Annotated in this window: 20 protein-coding genes; 6 read left to right on the top strand and 14 right to left on the bottom strand. The window is 64.4% G+C overall.

Annotation, left to right across the window (positions count from 1 at the left end):
* A complete protein-coding gene (locus H7A13_01340; protein MCP5331997.1) occupies positions 1–2,733 on the bottom strand; it encodes an MFS transporter in 2,733 nt (910 codons plus the stop codon).
* 216 nt (positions 2,734–2,949) lie between these two features.
* Between H7A13_01340 and H7A13_01335 the strand changes: the two genes are divergently transcribed.
* Positions 2,950–3,657 carry a helix-turn-helix domain-containing protein gene (locus H7A13_01335; protein ID MCP5331996.1) on the top strand — a complete coding sequence of 236 codons (708 nt, stop codon included), beginning with the start codon at positions 2,950–2,952 and terminating at the stop codon, positions 3,655–3,657.
* Between the two features lie 36 nt (positions 3,658–3,693).
* Here H7A13_01335 and H7A13_01330 read toward each other — a convergent pair whose 3' ends face one another.
* Genes H7A13_01330 through H7A13_01310 form a run of 5 tightly spaced genes read right to left on the bottom strand, consistent with a single transcriptional unit; the run spans position 3,694 to position 9,039 of the window.
* Positions 3,694–4,815 carry a chemotaxis response regulator protein-glutamate methylesterase gene (locus H7A13_01330; protein MCP5331995.1) on the bottom strand — a complete coding sequence of 374 codons (1,122 nt, stop codon included), beginning with the start codon at positions 4,813–4,815 and terminating at the stop codon, positions 3,694–3,696.
* On the bottom strand, positions 4,812–5,327 hold the full coding sequence (locus tag H7A13_01325; protein MCP5331994.1) for a chemotaxis protein CheD: 516 nt from the start codon (positions 5,325–5,327) through the stop codon (positions 4,812–4,814). The genes H7A13_01330 and H7A13_01325 overlap by 4 nt, the downstream gene beginning before the upstream one ends.
* An 8-nt stretch (positions 5,328–5,335) precedes the next feature.
* On the bottom strand, positions 5,336–6,130 hold the full coding sequence (locus tag H7A13_01320) for a protein-glutamate O-methyltransferase CheR (GenBank protein ID MCP5331993.1): 795 nt from the start codon (positions 6,128–6,130) through the stop codon (positions 5,336–5,338).
* 38 nt (positions 6,131–6,168) lie between these two features.
* Positions 6,169–6,729 carry a purine-binding chemotaxis protein CheW gene (locus H7A13_01315; GenBank protein ID MCP5331992.1) on the bottom strand — a complete coding sequence of 187 codons (561 nt, stop codon included), beginning with the start codon at positions 6,727–6,729 and terminating at the stop codon, positions 6,169–6,171.
* 9 nt (positions 6,730–6,738) lie between these two features.
* Positions 6,739–9,039 carry an MCP four helix bundle domain-containing protein gene (locus tag H7A13_01310; protein MCP5331991.1) on the bottom strand — a complete coding sequence of 767 codons (2,301 nt, stop codon included), beginning with the start codon at positions 9,037–9,039 and terminating at the stop codon, positions 6,739–6,741.
* On the opposite strand from H7A13_01310, the gene H7A13_01305 reads away from it, so the two are divergent.
* Genes H7A13_01305 through H7A13_01295 form a run of 3 tightly spaced genes read left to right on the top strand, consistent with a single transcriptional unit; the run spans position 9,014 to position 9,821 of the window.
* The gene (locus tag H7A13_01305; protein MCP5331990.1) at positions 9,014–9,235 is read left to right on the top strand and encodes a hypothetical protein; all 222 of its coding nucleotides are present in this window, start codon (positions 9,014–9,016) and stop codon (positions 9,233–9,235) included. The genes H7A13_01310 and H7A13_01305 overlap by 26 nt on opposite strands.
* 54 nt (positions 9,236–9,289) lie before the next feature.
* Complete coding sequence (locus H7A13_01300; protein ID MCP5331989.1) at positions 9,290–9,568, top strand: BrnT family toxin; 279 nt, start codon at positions 9,290–9,292, stop codon at positions 9,566–9,568.
* The gene (locus H7A13_01295) at positions 9,546–9,821 is read left to right on the top strand and encodes a BrnA antitoxin family protein (protein MCP5331988.1); all 276 of its coding nucleotides are present in this window, start codon (positions 9,546–9,548) and stop codon (positions 9,819–9,821) included. Before H7A13_01300 ends, H7A13_01295 begins: the two co-directional genes overlap by 23 nt.
* A gap of 27 nt (positions 9,822–9,848) precedes the next feature.
* On the opposite strand, the gene H7A13_01290 is transcribed toward H7A13_01295, so the two are convergent.
* Genes H7A13_01290 through H7A13_01275 form a run of 4 tightly spaced genes read right to left on the bottom strand, consistent with a single transcriptional unit; the run spans position 9,849 to position 13,982 of the window.
* Positions 9,849–12,065 (bottom strand): chemotaxis protein CheA, encoded by a 2,217-nt coding sequence (locus H7A13_01290; protein ID MCP5331987.1) that lies wholly within the window; start codon positions 12,063–12,065, stop codon positions 9,849–9,851.
* 11 nt (positions 12,066–12,076) lie between these two features.
* Positions 12,077–12,376, bottom strand: coding sequence for an STAS domain-containing protein (locus H7A13_01285; GenBank protein ID MCP5331986.1), 300 nt, complete (start codon positions 12,374–12,376; stop codon positions 12,077–12,079).
* Between the two features lie 26 nt (positions 12,377–12,402).
* Positions 12,403–12,771, bottom strand: a complete 369-nt coding sequence (locus H7A13_01280) for a response regulator (GenBank protein ID MCP5331985.1) — start codon at positions 12,769–12,771, stop codon at positions 12,403–12,405.
* A 23-nt stretch (positions 12,772–12,794) separates the two neighbouring features.
* Positions 12,795–13,982, bottom strand: coding sequence for a methyl-accepting chemotaxis protein (locus H7A13_01275; GenBank protein MCP5331984.1), 1,188 nt, complete (start codon positions 13,980–13,982; stop codon positions 12,795–12,797).
* A 176-nt stretch (positions 13,983–14,158) separates the two neighbouring features.
* On the opposite strand from H7A13_01275, the gene H7A13_01270 reads away from it, so the two are divergent.
* A complete protein-coding gene (locus H7A13_01270; GenBank protein ID MCP5331983.1) occupies positions 14,159–14,992 on the top strand; it encodes a uroporphyrinogen-III synthase in 834 nt (277 codons plus the stop codon).
* Between the two features lie 9 nt (positions 14,993–15,001).
* Here the strand turns inward: H7A13_01270 and ttcA are convergent, their stop codons facing one another.
* From ttcA to H7A13_01250, 4 genes are all read right to left on the bottom strand, one after another.
* Complete coding sequence (ttcA, locus tag H7A13_01265) at positions 15,002–15,850, bottom strand: tRNA 2-thiocytidine(32) synthetase TtcA (protein ID MCP5331982.1); 849 nt, start codon at positions 15,848–15,850, stop codon at positions 15,002–15,004.
* Positions 15,851–15,934: 84 nt separating this feature from the next.
* Positions 15,935–17,104, bottom strand: coding sequence for a trypsin-like peptidase domain-containing protein (locus H7A13_01260; GenBank protein ID MCP5331981.1), 1,170 nt, complete (start codon positions 17,102–17,104; stop codon positions 15,935–15,937).
* Between the two features lie 55 nt (positions 17,105–17,159).
* Complete coding sequence (locus tag H7A13_01255) at positions 17,160–17,597, bottom strand: DUF1043 family protein (protein ID MCP5331980.1); 438 nt, start codon at positions 17,595–17,597, stop codon at positions 17,160–17,162.
* A gap of 181 nt (positions 17,598–17,778) precedes the next feature.
* On the bottom strand, positions 17,779–18,945 hold the full coding sequence (locus H7A13_01250) for an acyl-CoA/acyl-ACP dehydrogenase (GenBank protein MCP5331979.1): 1,167 nt from the start codon (positions 18,943–18,945) through the stop codon (positions 17,779–17,781).
* A 448-nt stretch (positions 18,946–19,393) separates the two neighbouring features.
* Here H7A13_01250 and H7A13_01245 point away from each other — a divergent pair, with 448 nt between their 5' ends.
* Entirely contained in the window at positions 19,394–20,323 is a 930-nt protein-coding gene (locus tag H7A13_01245; GenBank protein ID MCP5331978.1) for an SDR family oxidoreductase, read from the top strand.
* Positions 20,324–20,338 lie beyond the last annotated feature (15 nt).

Raw genomic sequence — 20,338 nt, 5'->3', positions numbered from 1 at the left:
TTACTTGGCCGCAGCCGGTTGAGCAGGTGCAGCGCGCCGCTGCCGTTCGAGGTCGTGCAGCAGGCCGCCCTTGCGGGTGTAGACCCGCCAGGTGATGACCAGACAGCTGACGTAGAAGATCAGGAAGCACCAGAGCGCCGCCTGTGCGCCACCGGTCAGCGCGATCGAGGTGCCATAGCTCTTCGGGATGAAGAAGGCACCGAAGGCGGCGATCGCCGAGGTGAAGCCGGTGATGGCCGCCGCCTCCTTCTCGACCTGCCGCTGGCGGCTCTCGGCGTCGACGTCGGGCATCAGCCGCTGCAGCTCCTTGGTCATGATCGCCGGGATCATCTGGAAGGTGGAGGCATTGCCGATGCCGGTGGCGCAGAACAGCGCCAGGAAGCTGGCAAAGAAGATCGGGAAGCTCTGCATCTCCAGCCCGTAGAGCACACCGCCGACGCCGGCCATCATCGCCACGAAGACCCAGAAGGTGACGCGCCCGCCGCCGTATTTGTCCGCCACCCAGCCGGTCAGTGAGCGCGACAGCGCGCCGACCAGCGGACCGAGAAAGGCCAGTTGCAGGGCGTTGACCGCCGGGAATGCGGTCTTGGTCAGCAGCGGGAAGGCCGCCGAGTAACCGATGAAGGAGCCGAAGGTGCCGGTGTAGAGCCAGCACATGATCCAGTTGTGTCGCCGCTGGAAGATGACCGACTGCTCGGAGAACGACGCCTTGGCCGAGGCGATGTCGTTCATGCCGAACCAGGCGGCGATCGCCGCGGCGGCGATGAAGGGCACCCAGATGAAGCCGGCATTCTGCAGCCACAGGCTCACTGTCTTGTCACCCTGGGTCGCGACCCGCGGATCACCCCCCAGCGCGCCGAACACACCGGCGGTGATCACCAGCGGCACCAGGAACTGCACCACGCTGACCCCGAGGTTGCCGAGCCCGGCGTTGAGTGCCAGCGCATTGCCCTTCTCCGCCCGCGGGAAGAAGAACGAGATGTTCGACATCGAGGAGGCGAAGTTGCCGCCGCCAAAGCCGCACAACAGCGCCAGCAGCAGAAAGACCCAGTAGGGGGTGGCCGGATTCTGCACGGCAAAGCCGATGCCGACGGCCGGGATCATCAGCGACCAGGTGGTCAGCGTCGTCCACATCCGTCCGCCGAAGATCGGCACCATGAAGGAGTAGAAGATGCGCAGCGTCGCGCCCGACAGTCCCGGCAGCGAAGCGAGCCAGAACAGCTCATTGGTGCTGTAGCGAAAGCCGATGGCCGGCAGCTTGGCGACCACCACCGACCAGACCATCCACACCGCGAACGACAGCAGCAGACAGGGGATCGACAGCCAGAGGTTGCGGCGGGCGATCGATTTGCCCTGCTGCTCCCAGAAGGTGCGCTCCTCGGGCCGCCAGTCGGCCAGCACGCGATGCGGTCCCAGGACGCCCACCTGTCTGGCGCCATGCACACCCTTCATCTCCGGCAGCTCCGGCAGCGTGCTGAGGAGGGGGGCCGCCGCTTCACGCTCCATGCGCAGAATCGCCAGATGCATCCAGACCATCGCCACCAGCACCAGCACGAACAGCGCCATGAAGCAGCTGGTCCACAGCCCGGTCAGGTCGAGCAGGACGCCGAACAGGATCGGCAGAACGAAGCCGCCCAGGCCGCCGATCATGCCGACCAGACCACCCACCGCGCCGACATGCTCCGGGTAGTAGACCGGGATGTGCTTGTAGACCGCCGCCTTGCCCAAGGCCATGAAGAAACCGAGCACGAAGACGATGACGACGAAACTGGGCAGCCCCATCTCCAGGTGGAACGAGAAGGTCTCCTTCACCCCGTGCACCACGTAGTCGGTCGGTGGATAGGAGAGCAGAAAGGTGGCGACGATGGAGACGAAGAAGGTCCAGTAGAGCACCCGCCGCGCGCCGTAGGCATCGGAGAGGTGGCCACCATAGGCGCGGAAGAAGCTGGCCGGAATCGAGAACAGCGCCGCGATCATCCCGGCACTCTTGATGTCGAGCTGGTAGACCTGGGTCAGGTAGCGCGGCAGCCAGAGCGCCAGCGCGACAAAGGCGCCGAAGACAAAGAAGTAGTAGAGCGAGAAGCGCCACACCTGCACATTCTTCAGCGGCTCCAGCTCGAGCCAGGCGCTTTTGGCCTTGATGCCGGCACGGCGACGCTCGACCAGCACCGGATCATCCTGGGTCGTCAGCCAGAACAGCACGGCGGTGATGGCAAGGGCCGCCGCCCAGATCTGCGCGACGCTCTGCCAGCCGAACGCCACCAGCGCAAACGGGGCGAGCAGCTTGGTGACGGCGGCGCCGATGTTGCCCATGCCGAAGATGCCGAGCGCCGTGCCCTGCTTCTGCTGCGGATACCAGCGCGAGACATAGGCGACGCCGACCGCGAAGGAGCCGCCGGCAATGCCGACCCCCAGCCCCGCCAGCAGGATCTGCGGATAGGTCTCGGCCTGCGACAGCAGCCAGGTGGCCACGGCGGCGGCCAGCATCGTCAGCGTGAAGACCAGCCGGCCGCCGTAGAGGTCGCTCCAGACCCCCAGCGCCACCCGGATCAGCGAGCCGGTCAGAATCGGCATGCCGACCAGCAGGCCGAACTGGGTCTCGTTCAGACCCAGCTCTTCGCGAATGCGGATGCCAATGATCGAAAAGATGGTCCATACGGCGAAGCAGACGGTAAAAGCCACCGTGCTCGCGCTCAGGATGCGGGTCGATTGGGGATGGGCCTCGCTGTTCATCGCTCGATTTCCTTCTGTCGATGGGGGGTCGGAAAACGGTGAGCCTGCATCAGGCTCGCGACTACGGTGACAGGACCTCGCAGCTCTTTCATTGATCCAAATCAAATGTTGCCGTGACATTTATCACAATACTTGTCGCCAAGCAAAATCGGCCGATGCAGCGGATCAAGCCCTGAAAACATTTCGCAGCCCAGCGAGGAGAACCCAACAGTGACCGTGGAGGAGGAGATCGAACTGCAGACGGTACCGCCGCTGTGCCGGTTGCCACAGGCCAGCCGCGAGCGGCTGCTGGCCAGCGCGATTCAGCACCGGGTGGCGGCGGGAACGGTGCTGTTCGAGCAGGGCGAACTGCCCACCTTCCAGATCGTGGTGCTGGCCGGTTCGGTGCAGCTGTTCGGCCGTTCGACCCAGGGTCGTGAGGTGCTGGTGGAGGTGGCGCGCGCGCCGGACCTCATCATTCCGGCCGCAGTGGTCACGGGTGCGCCCTATCTGATGCAGGCGCGGGTGCCGGAGCCTTCGCGCCTGCTGCTGATTCCAGCGGCGCTGTTTCGCGACACCCTGCTGCAGGATCCGCTGCTGGCCCACGAGGTGATCGATGCGCTGGCACGGCAGTTCCGGCGCATGGTGCGGCAGGTGAAGAACCTGAAGCTCAGGTCGTCGGTGCAGCGGGTGGGCTGCTATCTGCTGACGCTGTCGAAGCGCCAGGGCACGCCGGGGCAGGCGGTGCTGCCCTATGAAAAAAATCTGATCGCCTCTGAGCTCGGCATCACCCGCGAATCGTTTTCGCGTGCGCTCGCCAACTTGGAGCAGGCCGGCATCCGGGTGAATGGACAGACCATCATGATCGTCGACGCGACACGGCTGGCAACGGCCTGTCAGCCCGATTCGCTGATCGATGACATCGAGGGGGCCGTGGCAGTGTGAGCCTGCCGCGCTGTCGGGGCAAAAATCGAACCGCGCTCACCCCGCCCGGTGAGCAGCAGTGGCCGTCGCGGCCTGCTTGCCATGCTCGACGATGGCGCCGGCCATCTGCGTCAGCGACAGCGAGCGTTCGACCGCGCCCAGCCTGACCGCCTCCCTGGGCATGCCGTAGACCACGCAACTGGCTTCATCCTGTCCCAGCGTCATGGCACCGGCATCGCGCATCTCCTTCAGCCCACGCGCGCCATCATCGCCCATGCCGGTCATGATGATGCCGAGCGCATTGCGCCCAGCGACACGGGCCACCGAACGGAACAGCACGTCGACCGAGGGTTTGTGGCGGTTGATCGGTGGACCGTCGATCACCTCGACATGGTACTGGGCCCCGCTGCGCTTGAGTGTCATGTGCCGTCCACCCGGCGCGATCAGTGCACGACCCGGCATCACCCGGTCACCATGCCGCGCCTCACGCACCTCGATGGCCGACAGCCCGTTCAGCCGCTCGGCAAAGGCCGCAGTGAACTTTTCCGGCATGTGCTGGACGATGACGATGCCCGGCGCCACCCTTGGCAGCGCGGTCAGCACCACTTCCAATGCCTGAGTGCCCCCGGTGGAGGTGCCAATGGCCACGATCCGCTCGGTGGTGGTGGTCAGCAGCGGCGCAGCGGCGGCGGGCAGCAGTGCATCGACCGACAGCTTCGCCGGTACCGGCAGCGCTGCCAGTTGGCTTGTAGACTTTTTCAGCCGCTGCATGTCAGCGGCCGCTGCGCTCTTGATGGCGGTGACGATGCTGCCGATGTCATCCTGCAGAAAGCCCTTGAGCCCGGCCTTGGGCTTGGTGACGATGCCCACCGCGCCGGCCGCCAGCGCCTGCATCGAGATCTCCGCCCCCTTCTCGGTGAGCGTCGAGCAGATCACCACCGGCGTCGGTCGCGTCGCCATGATCTTTTTCAGAAAGGTGAGGCCATCCATGCGTGGCATCTCCAGATCGAGCAGCACCACATCGGGCCAGTCGCGGTTCATCCGCTCCAGCGCGAAGATCGGGTCGGACGCGGCACCGACCACCTCGATCGACCGCTCGCGGTTCAGCAGGGCGGTCAGCACCTGCCGCACCACGGCGGAGTCATCGACGATCAGCACCCGGGTCCTGGTCGGGCTCATGCGACACCTCCGCTGGCTGTGCCTGCGACATGCCTGAGCCAGACGTGGCCACTCCACAGCTCGAGCAGCAGCGTGCGGTGGCCGGTGCCGCCGACATGTTGTGCCTCGAGCCTGAAGCCATAGTCAGCCAGTAACCGCTGGCCCGCCTCGATGTTGCGCTCCGGCACCTTGCCCCCCGCGCTGTCCTGCAGCAGTTCGGGAAACTGGTTGCCGCCACCGAACAGCTTCACCTGATACTGCTCCGGTCGGGTGCCGCTGCGGGCCAGCTCGCGCATGAACCGCAGCATGGCCTGGTCGGCATAGCGGCCATCCAGCTCAGCCGAGCTGCTGCCCGGCCCGGCGCTCGGCAGCAGATAGTGGCACATGCCGCCGATCAGCAATTGCGGATGCCACAGCGTAATGGCCACGCAGGAGCCGAGCAGCGTGCGGATGCGGGTGTCGCGGTGGCCGAAGTGGAATTCGCCCGGATTCAGAAAGATTTCGACCGGTCGAGCCGGAGGCTGTCGAGACATCGGGTTCTTCATGCGCTGGCACTGCGGTAGATCGATGGCTGCACCGGCTTCAGCGCGGTACTGATGCCATTGAGCGTCTCGGAGTGGCTGATGATGAAGTAGCCGCCGGGACGCAGCAGCGGTTGCAGCTTGTCCAGCAGCCGCTGCTTGGTCGGCATGTCGAAGTAGATCATCACATTGCGCAGCAGGATCACATCGAACAGCCCCAGCTCGGGCAGCGGCTGCAGCAGGTTGGCGCGCAGAAAACGGACCCGCCTGCGCAGCGCCTCCTGAATGCGCAACAGCCCTTCATGTTCATCGCGCCCCTTCAGGCAATACTTTTTCAGCAGCGGCAGCGGAATCTTGTCGGCGGCGGCGAGCGGATAGAGTCCGCGCTGCGCCTTCTCGATGACCCGACCGGAGATGTCGGTGCCGATCACCTCCCACTCGCTGGGACCATGCTCCGCCAGCAGCATCGCCAGCGTGTAGGCCTCCTCGCCGCTGGAGCTGGCCGCGCTCCAGCAGCGCAACGGGCGGTTGCGCGGGTGGGATATGAAAAGCTGTTCGCGCAGGAATTCAAAATGTTTCGGTTCGCGAAAGAAAAAGGTCTCGTTGGTGGTCAGCAGATCGACCACCAGTGCCGCCTCCGCCTGCTGGCCGGGCTGTCCGAGCAGGCGAAAATAGTCGCCATAGCTGCCCAGCCGATGGTGCCGCAGCCGCTTCTCCAGCCGCCCGGTTACCAGTGCCCGCTTGCTGTCGTTGAGGGCGATGCCGCTCTGCTGATGCAGAAAACGGCGAATCCACTCGAATTCGTCAGGACGCAGCTCGGGCGACGGATTGGCGCGATGGACCGATGCCTCCTTCACTCCGACAGACACGGTGCAACCTCCTGCCCCAGCAGCGCCACTTGGTCGTCCGACAGCAGATGGTTCAGATCGAGCAGGATCACGAAGCCGCTGCCGCGCTGCGCCATGCCATGGATGAATTCCGGCTGGACCCCGGCGCCAAAGGTCGGCGGCGGTCTGATCGCATCGCCGTCGATCTCGACCACTTCGTTGACCGCGTCGACCAGGATGCCGATCTCCTGAAGTTCGCCGTCAGCCTGTTCTCCCTCATCAACGCGGGTCTCGATGATGACGATGCTGGTGCGGCGCGCCACCCGCGTGGACGCACGGCCAAAGCGGGCTGCCAGATCGACCACCGGCACCACCCGGCCACGCAGGTTGATCACCCCGCGAATGAAGTCCGGCATCAGCGGCACGGTGGTCAGGGCACCGTACTCGATGATCTCCTTGATGTTGAGAATGCCGAGGGCAAAGGTCTCACCCGCCAGCATGAAGGTCAGGTACTGGCCCGACTCCATGGCGGCGGCAGGCGCGACGACGGCGGGCAGCCGATCCCCGGATGCAGCGATGGTTTTCATGGCGCCCTCCTAGAACCGGCTGAATTTGGCTTCGTCGATGCCGGCCTCCGCCACCGCCGCAGCAGGGCGGGGCGACATGCCCCGGCCACGGGTCGGCGGCACGGGCGATGCCAGGCCGCGCAGCGCGCTGTCGTGGCCGGCCAGCTTGAAGAAGTCCATCAACGTTTGAAGCTGCTCGGCCTGTGAAGTCATCTCCTCGGCCGTGGCGGCCAGCTCTTCGCTGCTGGAGGCATTCTGCTGGGTGATCTGGTTCATCTGGCTCATCGCCATGTTGATCTGGCTGGCACCGGAAGATTGCTCCTGCGAGGCCGCTGCGATCTCCTGCACCAGATCGGAGGTCTTGCCGATGCTCGGCACGATCTCGGCCAGCAACTCACCGGCGCGCTCCGCCATCCTGACACTGCCGCCGGCCAGCTCGCCGATCTCCTGCGCCGCCACCTGGCTGCGCTCGGCCAGCTTGCGCACCTCGGCTGCCACCACGGCGAAACCCTTGCCATGCTCGCCGGCACGGGCCGCTTCGATCGCGGCATTGAGCGCCAGCATGTTGGTCTGATAGGCGATGTCGTCGATGATGCCGATCCGCTCGGCGATCTGCTTCATCGCCTCCACCGTCTGCCTGACCGCGCCGCCGCCTTCATTGGCCTCCTGCGCCGCCTTGCTGGCCATGCCATCGGTCACCTTGGCATTCTCGGCATTCTGGTTGATCGAGGCCGACATCTGCTCGACCGAGGCCGAGGTCTCCTCCACGCTGGCCGCCTGCTCGCTGGCTGCCTGCGACAGCGCCTGTGAGGTGGCGCTGATCTGTCCGGAGGCGTTGGCAAGCTGATCGGCAGCGGTCATCACATCACCGATGATCTGCGACAACCGGTTCATGGTGTCGTTGTAACCTTGCTGGATGACACCGTAGCTGCCCTGATAGCTGCCGTCGATCGGTGCGGTGAGATCACCCCTGGCCATGCGCTCCAGGGCACCGACGGTCTCATTGATGATGGCCTCGGTGTTGCTGACCATGCCGTTGATCGATCCGGCCAGTGCCCGGAAGAATCCTTCCTTGCCTGCCAGATCGATGCGCCGGGTCAGGTCACCGCTGGACGCAGCGTCGACGATCCGCGCCACTTCACCTTCGATCGCCACCTCATCGGTGCGGTCCTTCCACTCCACCACGCTGCCGAGGCGTTCACCCTGGGCCGAGATGACCGGGTTGGCGATGAGCCCGAAGGTGCGTCCACCAATCTTGATCTGGGCGCGATGGGTGCTGCTGAAGGTCGCCAGCATCTGCCGTTGATGCTCCGGATGTTTGTGGAACTGATCGATGTTCGATCCGATCAGCCTGCCGGCATTGAAGTTGGTCAGCTCCTTGCGGATGTCGGACTCCGCATTCCTGAGCATGTCGATGACCGACTGGTTGGTGTAGACGATGTTGCGGTCATTGTCGGCAATCATCACATTGGTGGTGACATTGTCGAGCGCGATCCTGATCCGGCTGTTTTCGGCCAGCATCTGCGCCATCACCTCGGCATCCGCCTTCATGCGGGCACGCACTGCATCGAACGCCTTGAGCATCTGGCCAATTTCGTCATGACCGGTCTCGATCTCGGGATCGGTCTCACCGCTGGCCAGCCGGTCGAAAAAGACGACTGCCGCGCTGAGTGGTCGCCGGATGCCGCGGATGACGACCGCGGCGAACAGTATCAGCAATGCAGTGGCGCCAAGAGCGCTGACCAGCATCAGGGTCGTGGCACGCGTCGCGTCGGCCTCCCCGGTGGCCACCGCTTGGGTGCCCACCCGCTCATTCAGATCGGAAATCTCGCGCAGCGTGGTCTGGGCAGCGCCAAAGAGCGGCAACACTTCACGCAGTTGGCTTTCCATTTTGGCAAAGAGCACCTTCTGCCCCTCGTCGGACTGCCCCTTGCTCAACGCCTCGATGGTCTCGCTCATCCGGTTGTCGGCGGCTCTCCACAGCTGCCACTCCTGGACGAACCGCTTCCACAGCACTGCCTCTTCTTCGGTCTGCGGCAGCGGTTCATAGAGCTTCCAGCCATCGTCGATGCGCGCCCAGATGTTCTGCTTCTCTTTCAATATGGCGGCAAACTGCTCCCGAGCCTTGGGGCTGCTCTGCAACACCAGCACGCCGCGGTTGGCCGAGCGTATCGCGGTCTGCCCCTCGGAGATCATGTGCAGCCCCACCACCGAAGGCAGCCGAACACTGCCGATTTCATGCATGGCGCGGGTGGTGTCACGCAGCCCCAGCACTGCGATGGTGCCGACGACAACCGTGATACCGATGGCAATGGCGAGCAAAAAAATCAACTTCGCCCTGATGGTCATTTTGGCAAACATGGTCAATGCTCCTTTGGGTTTTTCCGCTTCAATCAACAGCGATGCTGCTGAGACATTTCTGCGGTTCAGCCGCCTGCGCGGTCTGACCGGCACGTTTTGTCGTCGCCGCTCCAATCGACGACGACAATTCCGGGAGCACGGCCGCATTGACGGCCCAACCCCCTGAATTCCGGGTGGTCACGGCTTGTGAGCCGGGTTTCTTGTACATACAATCAGGCCGATGGAGATCGCGTTCGACCCGGACAAGAGTGCCCGCAATCTGCTTGAACGCGGCCTGTCGTTTGAGCGGGTGGCTGAGTTTGATTTTGAGTCCGCCCTGTTCGAAGAGGACCGTCGCCGGGATTATGGCGAGTTGCGCATCCGCTCCTTCGGCTTCCTCGATGGTCGCTTGCACGCCTTGGTCTTCGTCACGACCCAGGTTGGCATCCGCGTCATCAGCTTGCGCAGGGCCAATGCACGAGAAGTGAGGCATTACCATGAACAAACGTCCGAACCCTGAAATGATCGATGAGGAGAATCCAGAGTGGACGAAGGAGGCGTTCGCCCGCGCCGTACCCTTCTCCGCCTTGCCGGAGACGTTGCGCACACAGCTCTCATCGTTGCGTGGGCGTGGCCCGCAAAAAACGTTGCCCAAGGAGCGCATCACCATTCGCCTGTCGCCCGAGGTGGTGGCACACTTCCGTGCCACCGGCCGCGGCTGGCAGACGCGCATGGACGAGGCGCTGAAGGAGTGGCTGAAGACGCATCCGTAGCTTGGCATCGCCTGTCGCTCCACTGCTTCAGCCTGCCGCCAGCACGCGGTGGGGTGCATCGTCGGGACTGGCCCCAGTGATGCCGGCTTCGCGCACCACTGCCTGCTGAATCAGCGCTGGCACATCCAGAATCAGCGCCACATCGCCGCTACCGAGGATGGTGGAGCCGGAGATGCCCTTCAGCCGTGAGAAGATCTTGCCCAGCGGCTTGATCACGGTCTGGAATTCGCCCATCAGCCGATCGACCACCACACCGGCCTTCTGGCCACCGTACTGCACCACCACGATGTTCTCGCGCCGCCCGGGGTTGCCGCCGATCTCGAAATGGTCGCGCAACCGCACGAAGGGCAACGCCTCGCCACGCAGGTTGACATAGCGGCGATGGGCCAGCGCCTGGCGGTCGGCCTCCGCCAGCTCGACGCACTCCAGCACCATCCCCAGCGGCACCACGTAGGCGGCATCCCCGACGCCGACCAGAAAGCCATCGATGATCGCCAGCGTCAGCGGCAGACGGATGCGCACGGTGGTGCCCTCGCCGGGCACACCCTCCAGCTCGACGGTGCCGCGCAGCGCCTCGATGTTGCGCTTCACCACATCCATGCCGACACCGCGGCCGGAGAGGTTGCTCACCTGGTCGGCGGTGGAGAAACCGGCCGCGAAGATCAGCTGATGGATGTCGTGGTCGCTGAGATTCGCGTTGGGCGCGACGATGCCGCGGTCGATCGCCTTGGCCAGGATCCTGTCGCGGTTCAGGCCGCCACCGTCATCGCCCACTTCGATGACGACGCTTCCAGCGTCGTGGCAGGCATTGAGCATCAATCGGCCCCTGGCCGGTTTGCCGGCCGCCAGTCGCCGCTCGGTCGATTCGATGCCATGGTCCATGGCGTTGCGCACCAGATGGGTGAGTGGGTCACCGATCTTCTCGACCACACTCCGGTCCAGTTCGGTGTCGGCGCCGCGGATGACCAGCTCGATCTCCTTGCCCAGCTCGCTGCTGACATCGCGCACGACACGCTGAAAGCGGCTGAAGGTGGTGCCGATCGGCACCATGCGCAGTTGCAGGGCGCTGTCGCGCACCGCCTCGACCAGCCGCATCACTTCGGCGGTGGCTTCGTTCAGGGCAGCATCGGCCACCACCGAGGCACGCAGGTTGGCGCCCGCGCCAGCAATGACCAACTCGCCGACCAGATCGATCAGCCGGTCGAGCCGTTCGGCGTCGACCCGGATGCTCTGCGCCTCGCGGGCTTTTTTCTCCTTGATCTGCTGCTGTCTTTCCAGCACTGCTTCGACGACCGGCTGCTGCACCATCTGCTGCTCGACCAGAATCGCGCCGATCGGCTGATGCGGCGTGCCTGCGGCACTGCTCTGCTGCTGCAAGCGCAGCCCCTCGTCCAGTTCACGCTGGGTCAGGATGCCGCTTTTGACCAGAATCTCACCGAGGCGGGCCTCCTCTTCCGGCAGTGAGCGGATCAGCTCGATGTAGTCGCTGACCTGGCTGTCAGGCGGCAGGATGCGGACCGTGCTGCCATCGAGCACGAATTCGAAGACGCTCTCGATCTCCTCCTTGCTGGCACCGCTGTGAAAATCGATCTCGAAACCGAGGTAGCAGCACTCCGGATCGATCGCCGTCACACTGGGCAGCCTGTCGGTGAGCGTCGTCAGATGGATGATGTCACCCAGCGTGGCCAGATAGCGGATGAACGAGAAGGGGTCCATGCCGTTGCGCAGACACTCCTCGGCAAAGCGCAGCGACAGGTGCCAGTTGCCGCTGCGAAGCGGGCCACCACTGGTGTCGATGCGCGTTGTCCCCTGCTCGGCCGGGGTCACTGCCTGAATGACGCCGCTCACCAAGGGCTGCAACCGTGCCAGCAGGGCAGTGCCGGCGGCCAGCTGCGGTCCTTCATCGGCATCGCCGCCGGCTGCGACCGCCTCGATCAACAGGCCGATGTGGTCATGGCATGGCAGCAAGGTGGCGATCAGCTCGGCGCTGACTTCGATCCGTCCGTCACGCAGCGCATCGAGCACGCTCTCGACCACATGGGTGAACTCGACAATGTGCGTCAAACCGAACAGGCCGGCCGACCCCTTGATGGTGTGGACGGTGCGAAATATCGCATCGATCGCCTCCGCCACCTCCTCGGCCTGCTCCAGGCCGAGCAGTGCCTCCTCCATCTGTTGCAGCAGTTCGCGTGACTCGACGATGAAGGTGTCGAGCGCAACCCTCATCTCATCCTTGAAGCTCATTGGCCATCACCTCATGCACGGTCGGGTCGATGGGAGAGCACCAGCGGGTCATCGAAGAAGTTGACCAGATTGGCCAGCTCGAACAGTTCGATGACGGCCGGGCTGTGCAGCACGAAGCCGAGCCGCTTGCCACTGTGCCGCGCCTGCTGCTTGGCCATGATCAGCAACTGCAGGCCGGCGGTGTCGATCTCATCGACCGCGGCGAGGTCGATCTCCAGCTCGTCGCCACGGTCAAGAAAGGCCAGCAACTGCGCCTTCTGCTCGGCGGCGTGGTAGATGGTCATCTCGCCCTCGAATGCCAGCCGTTGCATCGTGATTTCCTCCTTTCTCCGGGCCATTAGGGCAGAATCAGCTTGGAGACGGCCTGCAGCATCTGTGCGGGCTGAAACGGCTTGACCACCCAGGCCTTGGCACCGGCGGCCTGGCCCTCGGCCTTCTTGCCCTCCTGCGACTCGGTGGTCAGCATGATCACCGGGGTGAATCTGTAGCTGGGCAGCTTCTTGACCTCTTTGACGAAAGTGATGCCATCCATGTTGGGCATGTTCACGTCGCTGATGATCAGATGGATCTTGCGGCCATCGAGCTTCGTCAATGCATCCTTGCCATCACAGGCCTCCACCACCTCGTAACCGGCCCCCTTGAGGGCAATGCCGACCACTTGGCGCAGCGAAGCGGAGTCGTCGACGATCATGATGCTTTTGGCCATGGTGGACTCCTGTTGGCGCTCGTTCAGAAAAAGGTGATCTCATTCGACTGCGGTGCTGCGACCGCCCGCCCCGCATGGGCCTGGTGCTGGTCGACCATCGTGTAGCGTCGGGACGACTCTTCGAGCCAGCGCCTGGCATCAAGCGGTTCCCGTGACCCCTGATCGCGCTCGAGCCACTGCTGCAGCGCACCCAGATCGTCGCAGACATGCCCCAGGATCTGCTTCACCCGATCCTGGAACTGCAGCGAGACCAGCACTTCGCTGAGCTCATCGCCAATCATCCGGTTCTGCGCCTGCAACGCCTGTGCTGAATCGAGCAATGTCGAGGCGGTCTGCTCGAACCGATCGAGCACGCCCGCGATGCGCGTTTCGGCACTGCTCACCCTGTCGGCATGTTGCTGTGAAGTGGTTTCGGAGAGCTTGAGCGTGTGATGGATGGCACCACTGACCGCCGCCACCTTCGCGTTGATGCGCTCGACAGTCTCGCCCGAGCGCAGCGACAGCTTGCGCACCTCATCGGCCACCACCGAAAAGCCCCGGCCCGCTTCACCGGCACGCGCCGCTTCGATCGAGGCGTTGAGCGCCAGCAGTTGGGTCTGGGTGGCAATCTTGCCCACCTCACCGGTCATCTGCTGCAATTCACCGGTGAAGGCGGCAAGCTGCTGGATGCTGGCTGCGGTGGTTTTCTGGGTTTGAAGCACCGCGTGCAGGGCGTCCATCACCACCTGGAGTTCGCCGCTGCTGTGTTGCAGCAGCGCGTTGAGGCTGCTGTCCTGATTTTCCTGCGAGGCCACCACACCGCCACTGATGTGGTCATAGAGATTGGCGAAACGGCTCGACAGCGCGGTGATGGCCTGCTCGGTCTGCGACTGCGCCATGTCGATCTGCCGCATCCAGATCGGCAACGCATCGCCACAGAACCGTTCGAACTGGAGCTGCTGCTCTTCGGTCCGGCTTACGGCGGTCGGTTCGGCGTCGGCATCGGCTTGCAGCGGCGCCACGGTTTTGCGGTACTGGCGACCGAGCAGTACACCCACGACACAGCCAGCCAGGAGCAACAGCGTGGATGGAAGCAGTGCCAAAGAGTCGGCCGGATGCACGGCCCACACCGTGAGCGCGGCGGCCAGACCCAACAGCGCAGGCGTCATGCGGCATGGCAGCAGAAATCTGGCCTGCTCCTTCGATTTCAGGTTCTCCGCCATCGAAAACATCTCCTTGAAAACTGTCTATTGCTTTGCCCGAACTCCCTTCGCTCTTGGCGGCCGCCTTGATGGCTTTTTGCAGGACTCACGGATAAACCTAGACCAGATTGGCCGCTTCGCAACTTTGTGTTCAGATCACCCATGAAAATGCACCACCACACCAACCAACCGCGGAGCATGGGCAAATGAACGATGCAAACAGCCTGAGCGGCCTGACCGTCGCCCTTGCCGAGAGCCGTGAACTCGACCTGCTGGCGCGGATGGTCGAGGAGCGTGGTGGCCGGGTATGGCGCTGTCCGCTGGTGGCGATCGTCGATGCGCCGGACGAAGCGGCGGTGCAGGCGTGGATCGGACGGATGATCGCCGGCGAGTTCGACCTGTTCATTCTGTTCACCGGCGAGGGGTTGCGCCGCCTGCTGGCGGCGGCCGGGCGCAGTCAGCGCGAGGCGGCACTGATTGCCGCCCTGGCCGACACCGAGATCCTCTGCCGCGGCCCCAAGCCAGTGCGCGAGCTGCGCAGGCTCGGGCTGAAGCCACGGCATCAGGCCAGCGCGCCGACCACCCAGGGGGTGATCGAGACCCTCGAACAGCTCGACCTGCATGGGCGCCGGGTCACCCTGCAGCTCTATGGCAGCGACCCCAACCCACCGCTGATCGACCATCTGGCCGCACGCGGCATCGTGCCGGTCACGGTGGCGCCCTACGCCTATGCACCAAAGAGCGACGAGATGCAGGTGGTGACACTCATCGACGCGCTGGCGCAGGGTGGCGTCGATGCGCTGCTGTTCACCAGCCAGCCGCAGTATCGCCGCCTGGTCGAGGTGGCACAGCGCCACGACCGCGGTACACAGTTGGCAGCTGGACTGGAGCGAATCAAGGTGGGAGCGATCGGGCCGGTGATGGCCGATCTGCTGCATCAACAGGGGGTGCGGGTCGACTTCATGCCCGAGGCGCGCTTCTTCATGAAGCCGCTGGTGAGCAGTCTGGTTCGCCACACCGAGGGCGGCGAGCCGGCCTGAGTCGCAACCCTACAGTTGCAGAAGCTGCAACCGGTCGTCGTCGTCGGCGGCCGCCGGCGCAGCGCTGGCGGTAAGGTTGACGAAATCGAACAGCCTGACATCGGCCAGTTGCGACGGGGCGACGTTGCGGATGGCGGCAAAGATCACATCGAGCCGGCCCGGCTGCTGCCGCTCCCACTGCTGCAGCATCTCCTTGACCTTCTGCCGTTGCAGATTCTGCTGCGAGCCGCAGAGGTTGCAGGGAATGATCGGGAACGCCTTCAGCCGCGCATAGGCGGCGATGTCCTCCTCGGTGCAGAAGGCCAGCGGCCGGATCACCACATTGCGCCCATCATCGCTGAGCAGCTTCGGCGGCATCGCCTTCAGCTTGCCGCCATGGAACAGGTTGAGAAACAGCGTTTCGATGATGTCGTCACGGTGGTGGCCGAGCGCGATCTTGGTGGCGCCGATCTGCTGCGCAAAGCTGTAGAGATTGCCGCGCCGCAGCCGCGAGCAGAGACCGCAGGTGGTCTTGCCCTCGGGGACGATGCTTTTGACGATGCTGTAGGTGTCGCGCTCCAGAATGTGGAACGGAACGCCGAGCCGGCTCAGGTAGCCGGGCAGCACCTCCTGCGGAAAGCCGGGCTGCTTCTGATCGAGGTTGACGGCGATCAGCTCGAAGTCGAGCGGCGCGTGGTCGCGCAGGTTGAGCAGAATGTCGAGCAGGGTGTAGGAGTCCTTGCCGCCGGAGAGGCAGACCATCACCCGGTCGCCCGCCTCGATCATGTTGTACTCTTCGATGGCACGGCCGACATTGCGCCGCAGCCGCTTCTGCAACTTGTTGAATTCGAAACGGTCCCGCTTCGAGAGCTGCTCGATCTCCATCGCCTCGCCTCTGCTGTCCGCCGCGCTGACTCCGGAGCCCTCCGCAGCATCGATCTGTCGTGTTGTCATGGTGTGCTCTCAAGGTTCGGCCGGCGGACGCTCGCCGACCGTGGCCGTCAGCTCCATCGGCTCACTGCCGCGCAGCACGCTGATTCTGACCTGCTCGCCCGGCCTGGCCCGGGCAATCTGCTCCATCGCCAGCCGGCCATTCCAGCTCTCCCGACCGCTCAACCGGGTGATGATGTCATTCTCTGCGATGCCGGCCTGCTCGGCCGGACTGCCGGGCACCACCGCGGTGACTCGCAGACCCTCGACCTTGGCGGTGGCAGCGCCGGGCAGTTCCACCCGCTCCACCTCGATGCCGAGCCAGCCGCGCACGACGCGGCCATGGTCGATCAGTGCCTGCATCACCTGGTAGGCCACCGCGGCCGGAATGGCGAAGCCGATGCCGAGCGAACCGCCACCCTGCTGGCTGTAGACCGCACTGTTGATACCCACCAGCCGTCCCTCGGCATTGACCAGTGCACCGCCGGAGTTGCCGGGATGGATGGCGGCATCGGTCTGGATGAAATTCTCAAAGGTGCTGAGGCCGAGGCCAGCCCGCCCGGTGGCGCCGATGATGCCGAAGGTCACGCTCTGCCCCACGCCGAAGGGGTTGCCGATCGCCAGCACCACGTCGCCCACCTCGATCTGCTTGCCGTCGGCCAGCTCGATCGGTTGCAATCCGGTCAATTCGATCTTCAGCAGCGCCAGATCGGTCTCGGGGTCGGCCCCGACCAGCCGGGCAGCGGCCTCACGCCCGTCGCGCAGCAGCACCAGAATGTCCTCGGCATTGGCCACCACATGGTGGTTGGTGAGAATGTCGCCCTTGTGGCTGACGATGACGCCAGAGCCGAGACTCGACTGCATCCGCTGTCGACGCGCCTCGTCGTTGCCGCCATGGATTCTGGCCAGCAGAGGATCATCGAGATAGGCGCTGGTCGCCGCAGAGCGCTTGCGGGTGTAGACATTGACCACCGCCGGCGCGGCGCGCTTCACCGCCTCGGCGTAGGAGGCGACGACCGCAGGAGGCGTCTCACGGTGCGGTTCGCTGACGGGCGGCGGTGCAGCCGGCGGCGCGGCGGATGGCGCCGGAGCGGGCACTGGCTCGGGCTTGCGCAACCAGTCAGGCGAATTGAACAGCAACAACAGGCCCACCAGCAGCCCCAGCAGGGCTGCGATCAGCAGCTCACGCGGACCCCGGTTCATGCCAGTCCGAAAATCGCCGTGGCGGTGGTCCGGATCGGGTCAGTCAGCATCCGCTTCAAGGCTGATCGAGGCCGTAGTCATCGGCCAGCAGCCCCTTCTCGTCAGGGTGGCGTTTGGGTGCGTAGTCGCGCGGCGGCGTCAGTGGCAGCTCATCGCTGAGTGGCAGCCGCTCGGTCAGCCGCTCCTTCTGAATCCGGTTCTGGATGACGATGCGTTCGACAGCCTCGCCGTTGCACAGCCGCTGGGCGCCGCTGGCCAGATGGTCGAAGACGTCGCGGTAGCTCTCGGAGAGCCGGCCGACCAGCTCGCTGGTCTGCACGAAGTGGCTGCTCACCTCATCGCGGTACTGGTCGAACTCCCGCTCCAGCGCGCGGGCATCGTGCTGGGCCTTGGACCCCCCCTGGCGCAGTGCAAGCAGCCAACCCATTGCGCCGCCCAGCAGGACGGCGACGACAAAGATCGAAATGGCTTGCCAGAACTGCAGCGTGATCACGGGCGACTCCAGAGTGATGCCGGCCAGGGAGTTCCCTGGACATTGCTAGTGTAGCAAGCCCACCACCGTGAAGAAACGCGCCCGGTCTTCGGCAACGCGGATGACACCGACAGGCGGGGAGCCCCAAAACGACAAAGACGCCAGCTGGCGTCTTTGTGCGTGGCTCAACGTCAGAACGACATCAGTAGGACTTCGGCAGACCCAGCAGATGCTGACCGATGTAGTTGAGGGTCATCTCGCGGTTGATCGGCGCCACCTTGCCCAGCCGCGCGCCGACGAAGCTGTGCAGCATGTCCATGCTCTCGGTGAAGCCGTAACCCCCATGCACCTGCAACGCGGCATCGGCGGCGCGGTAGCTCGCCTCGGAGGCGGTGTACTTGGCGATGTTGGCGGCAGCACCGGCATTCTCGCCATTGTCCTGCTGCCAGGCGGCCTTCAGCGTCATCAGCCAGGCCACTTCCAGCAGCGCGGCGGCATCGGCCAGCGGATGTTGCAGCCCCTGATAGGCACCGATCGGCCGGTCGAAGATGACCCGCTGGTTGGCATACTCGACACCACGCTTCAGGCACCAGCGTCCACCGCCAACGGCACCGGCGGCGACGACGATCCGCTCGGGGTTGAGGGCATCGAACAGGTAGGCAAGCCCCTTGCCCGGCTGCCCGATCACATTCTCTTTCGGCACCCGCACGTTGTTGAAGTAGACGAAGTACTGCCCTTCGGTGTTCTGCAGCATGGTGTCCATCGGGTCGAAGGTGAGGCCCGGCGACTTGGTGTCGACCACGAACAGCGTCAGACCCTCATATTTTTTGTCTTGCCCCACCTCGGCATAGGACTGGGTGCGCGCCACCACCAGCACATGGTCGGCCTGGTTGATGCCGCTGATGAACAGCTTGGAGCCGTTGAGCACATAGTCGCCGCCATCGAGCTTGCCGAGGGTCTGGATCTTGAAGGTGTTGGTACCGGCATTGGGCTCGGTGATCGCGAAACAGCAGCGCTTTTCACCGCGCGCCATCGCCGGCAGCCAGCGCTGCTTCTGCTCCGGGGTGCCGTGCTTGGAGATGCAGGGCATCGCGATGCCCTGGTTGACGACGAAGTAGAGCAGCGCCACGCCATGGCTGGCGAGCCGCTCCTGCAGCAGGGCCAGCTCGGTCATGCCCATGCCGGCGCCGCCATACTCCTCGGGACAGGTGATGCCGAGGTAGCCCATGCTGCCCAGCTCATTCCACATCTCCTGCGGAAAGCGCTTGTGTTTGGCGCACTCAAGCCAATATTTGCGATCGAACTTCTGCGCGATCTTGTCGGCGGAGTCGACGATCAGTTGATGCTCTTGCGAAAGGGTGAAATCCATGACGACATCCTTGATTGATTATTGTGAATCGTTGAATTTGCCCATGAGCGCCGACGCGCCCGTGGAAGCTGGACAATACCACAGCGTTATGATCGAACGAATAGCCTGCTGGCCCGCCTCGGCTCGGCAGGCCGACCGCTTCAGTGGAATGCCTGCCCCAGCACCAGGGAGAGCACGATCAGCGTGACCATCACGCCAATCAGTACGGTCACGGTGATGCCCAGCCGTTTGGCGACGGTCGTATCTTCATTATTGTGCATGGCGCGATGCCTCATGAGTCGGGTGGATCGATGGCTTGCAAGCCGCAGCGCCCACTGTTCCAGTGTCCGACTCCATATGCATTGATCAGGATCAATCTCCGCGCACTCTTGCCTGAACATCACCCGGATGCTCTAAGATGGGCAGGCGAACCGGCACGAACGATCACAACAATAACAAGAGGTGCAACATGTATCTGACAGGCAAGAGTGCATTGGTGACCGGCGGCGGACGCGGCATCGGCCGCGCCGTTGCGCTGCGCATGGCCGCCGAGGGGGCCGCCGTGGTGGTGATGGACCCGGGTGTCGGCCGCGATGGCCGTAGCACCGAGGGCGCGCCGGCCAGCGAGGTGGCCGAGGAGATCCGGGCCGCCGGCGGCCAGGCCGTGCCCTGCCACGAGCCAGTCGATGACCACGCCGCCGCCGAACGGGCGGTCCATCTCGCCGTCGAAGCCTTTGGCCGGCTCGACATCGTCGTCAACTGCGCCGGCGTGCTGCGTGAGCGGATGATCTGGAATCTGACCGAAGATGACTGGGACACGGTGATCCGCGTTCATCTCAAGGGCCACTACAACATCAACCACCACGCCAGCAAGCTGATGCGCAGCCAGCAGAGCGGCCGCATCATCAACTTCTCATCGGATGCCTGGCGTGGCAGCGTCGGCCAGGTCAACTATGCCGCCGCCAAGGGCGGCATCGTCAGCATGACGCGCGGACTGGCGCGTGAACTGGGACGCTATGGCGTCACCTCCAATGCGATCTGCCCGATGGCGGCAACGCGGATGACCCTCAACGAAGGGGTGATCGCCGGCATGAAGAAGCGGCTGGAGGCGGGGCTGATCACCCCGGAGCGCTTTGCCGCGATGCAGGCCATGCCCGGGCCGGAGTATGTCGCGCCCTTCGTGGCCTATCTGGCCAGCGACCATGCCGCCCACATCAATGGGCAGGTGTTCCATGTCGAGAAGGGGCGGGTCTCCATCTACTCGGAGCCGGTCGAGGAGCGCGCGCTCTACAAGCAGGAGAACGATGGCCACTTCACGCTGGACGACCTGATCGCCCAGGTGCCACAGACCCTGCTGAATGGCTACCACAACCCGGCGCCCCGCGAATCGCAGCCGTAAACAGGGAATCCAACC

The sequence above is a fragment of the Pseudomonadales bacterium genome, assembly GCA_024234215.1.
Classification (GTDB): domain Bacteria; phylum Pseudomonadota; class Gammaproteobacteria; order Pseudomonadales; family UBA5862; genus JACKOQ01.
Note: the sequence above shows the minus strand (reverse complement) of the source record. Positions and strands in the feature narration are given on the sequence as shown.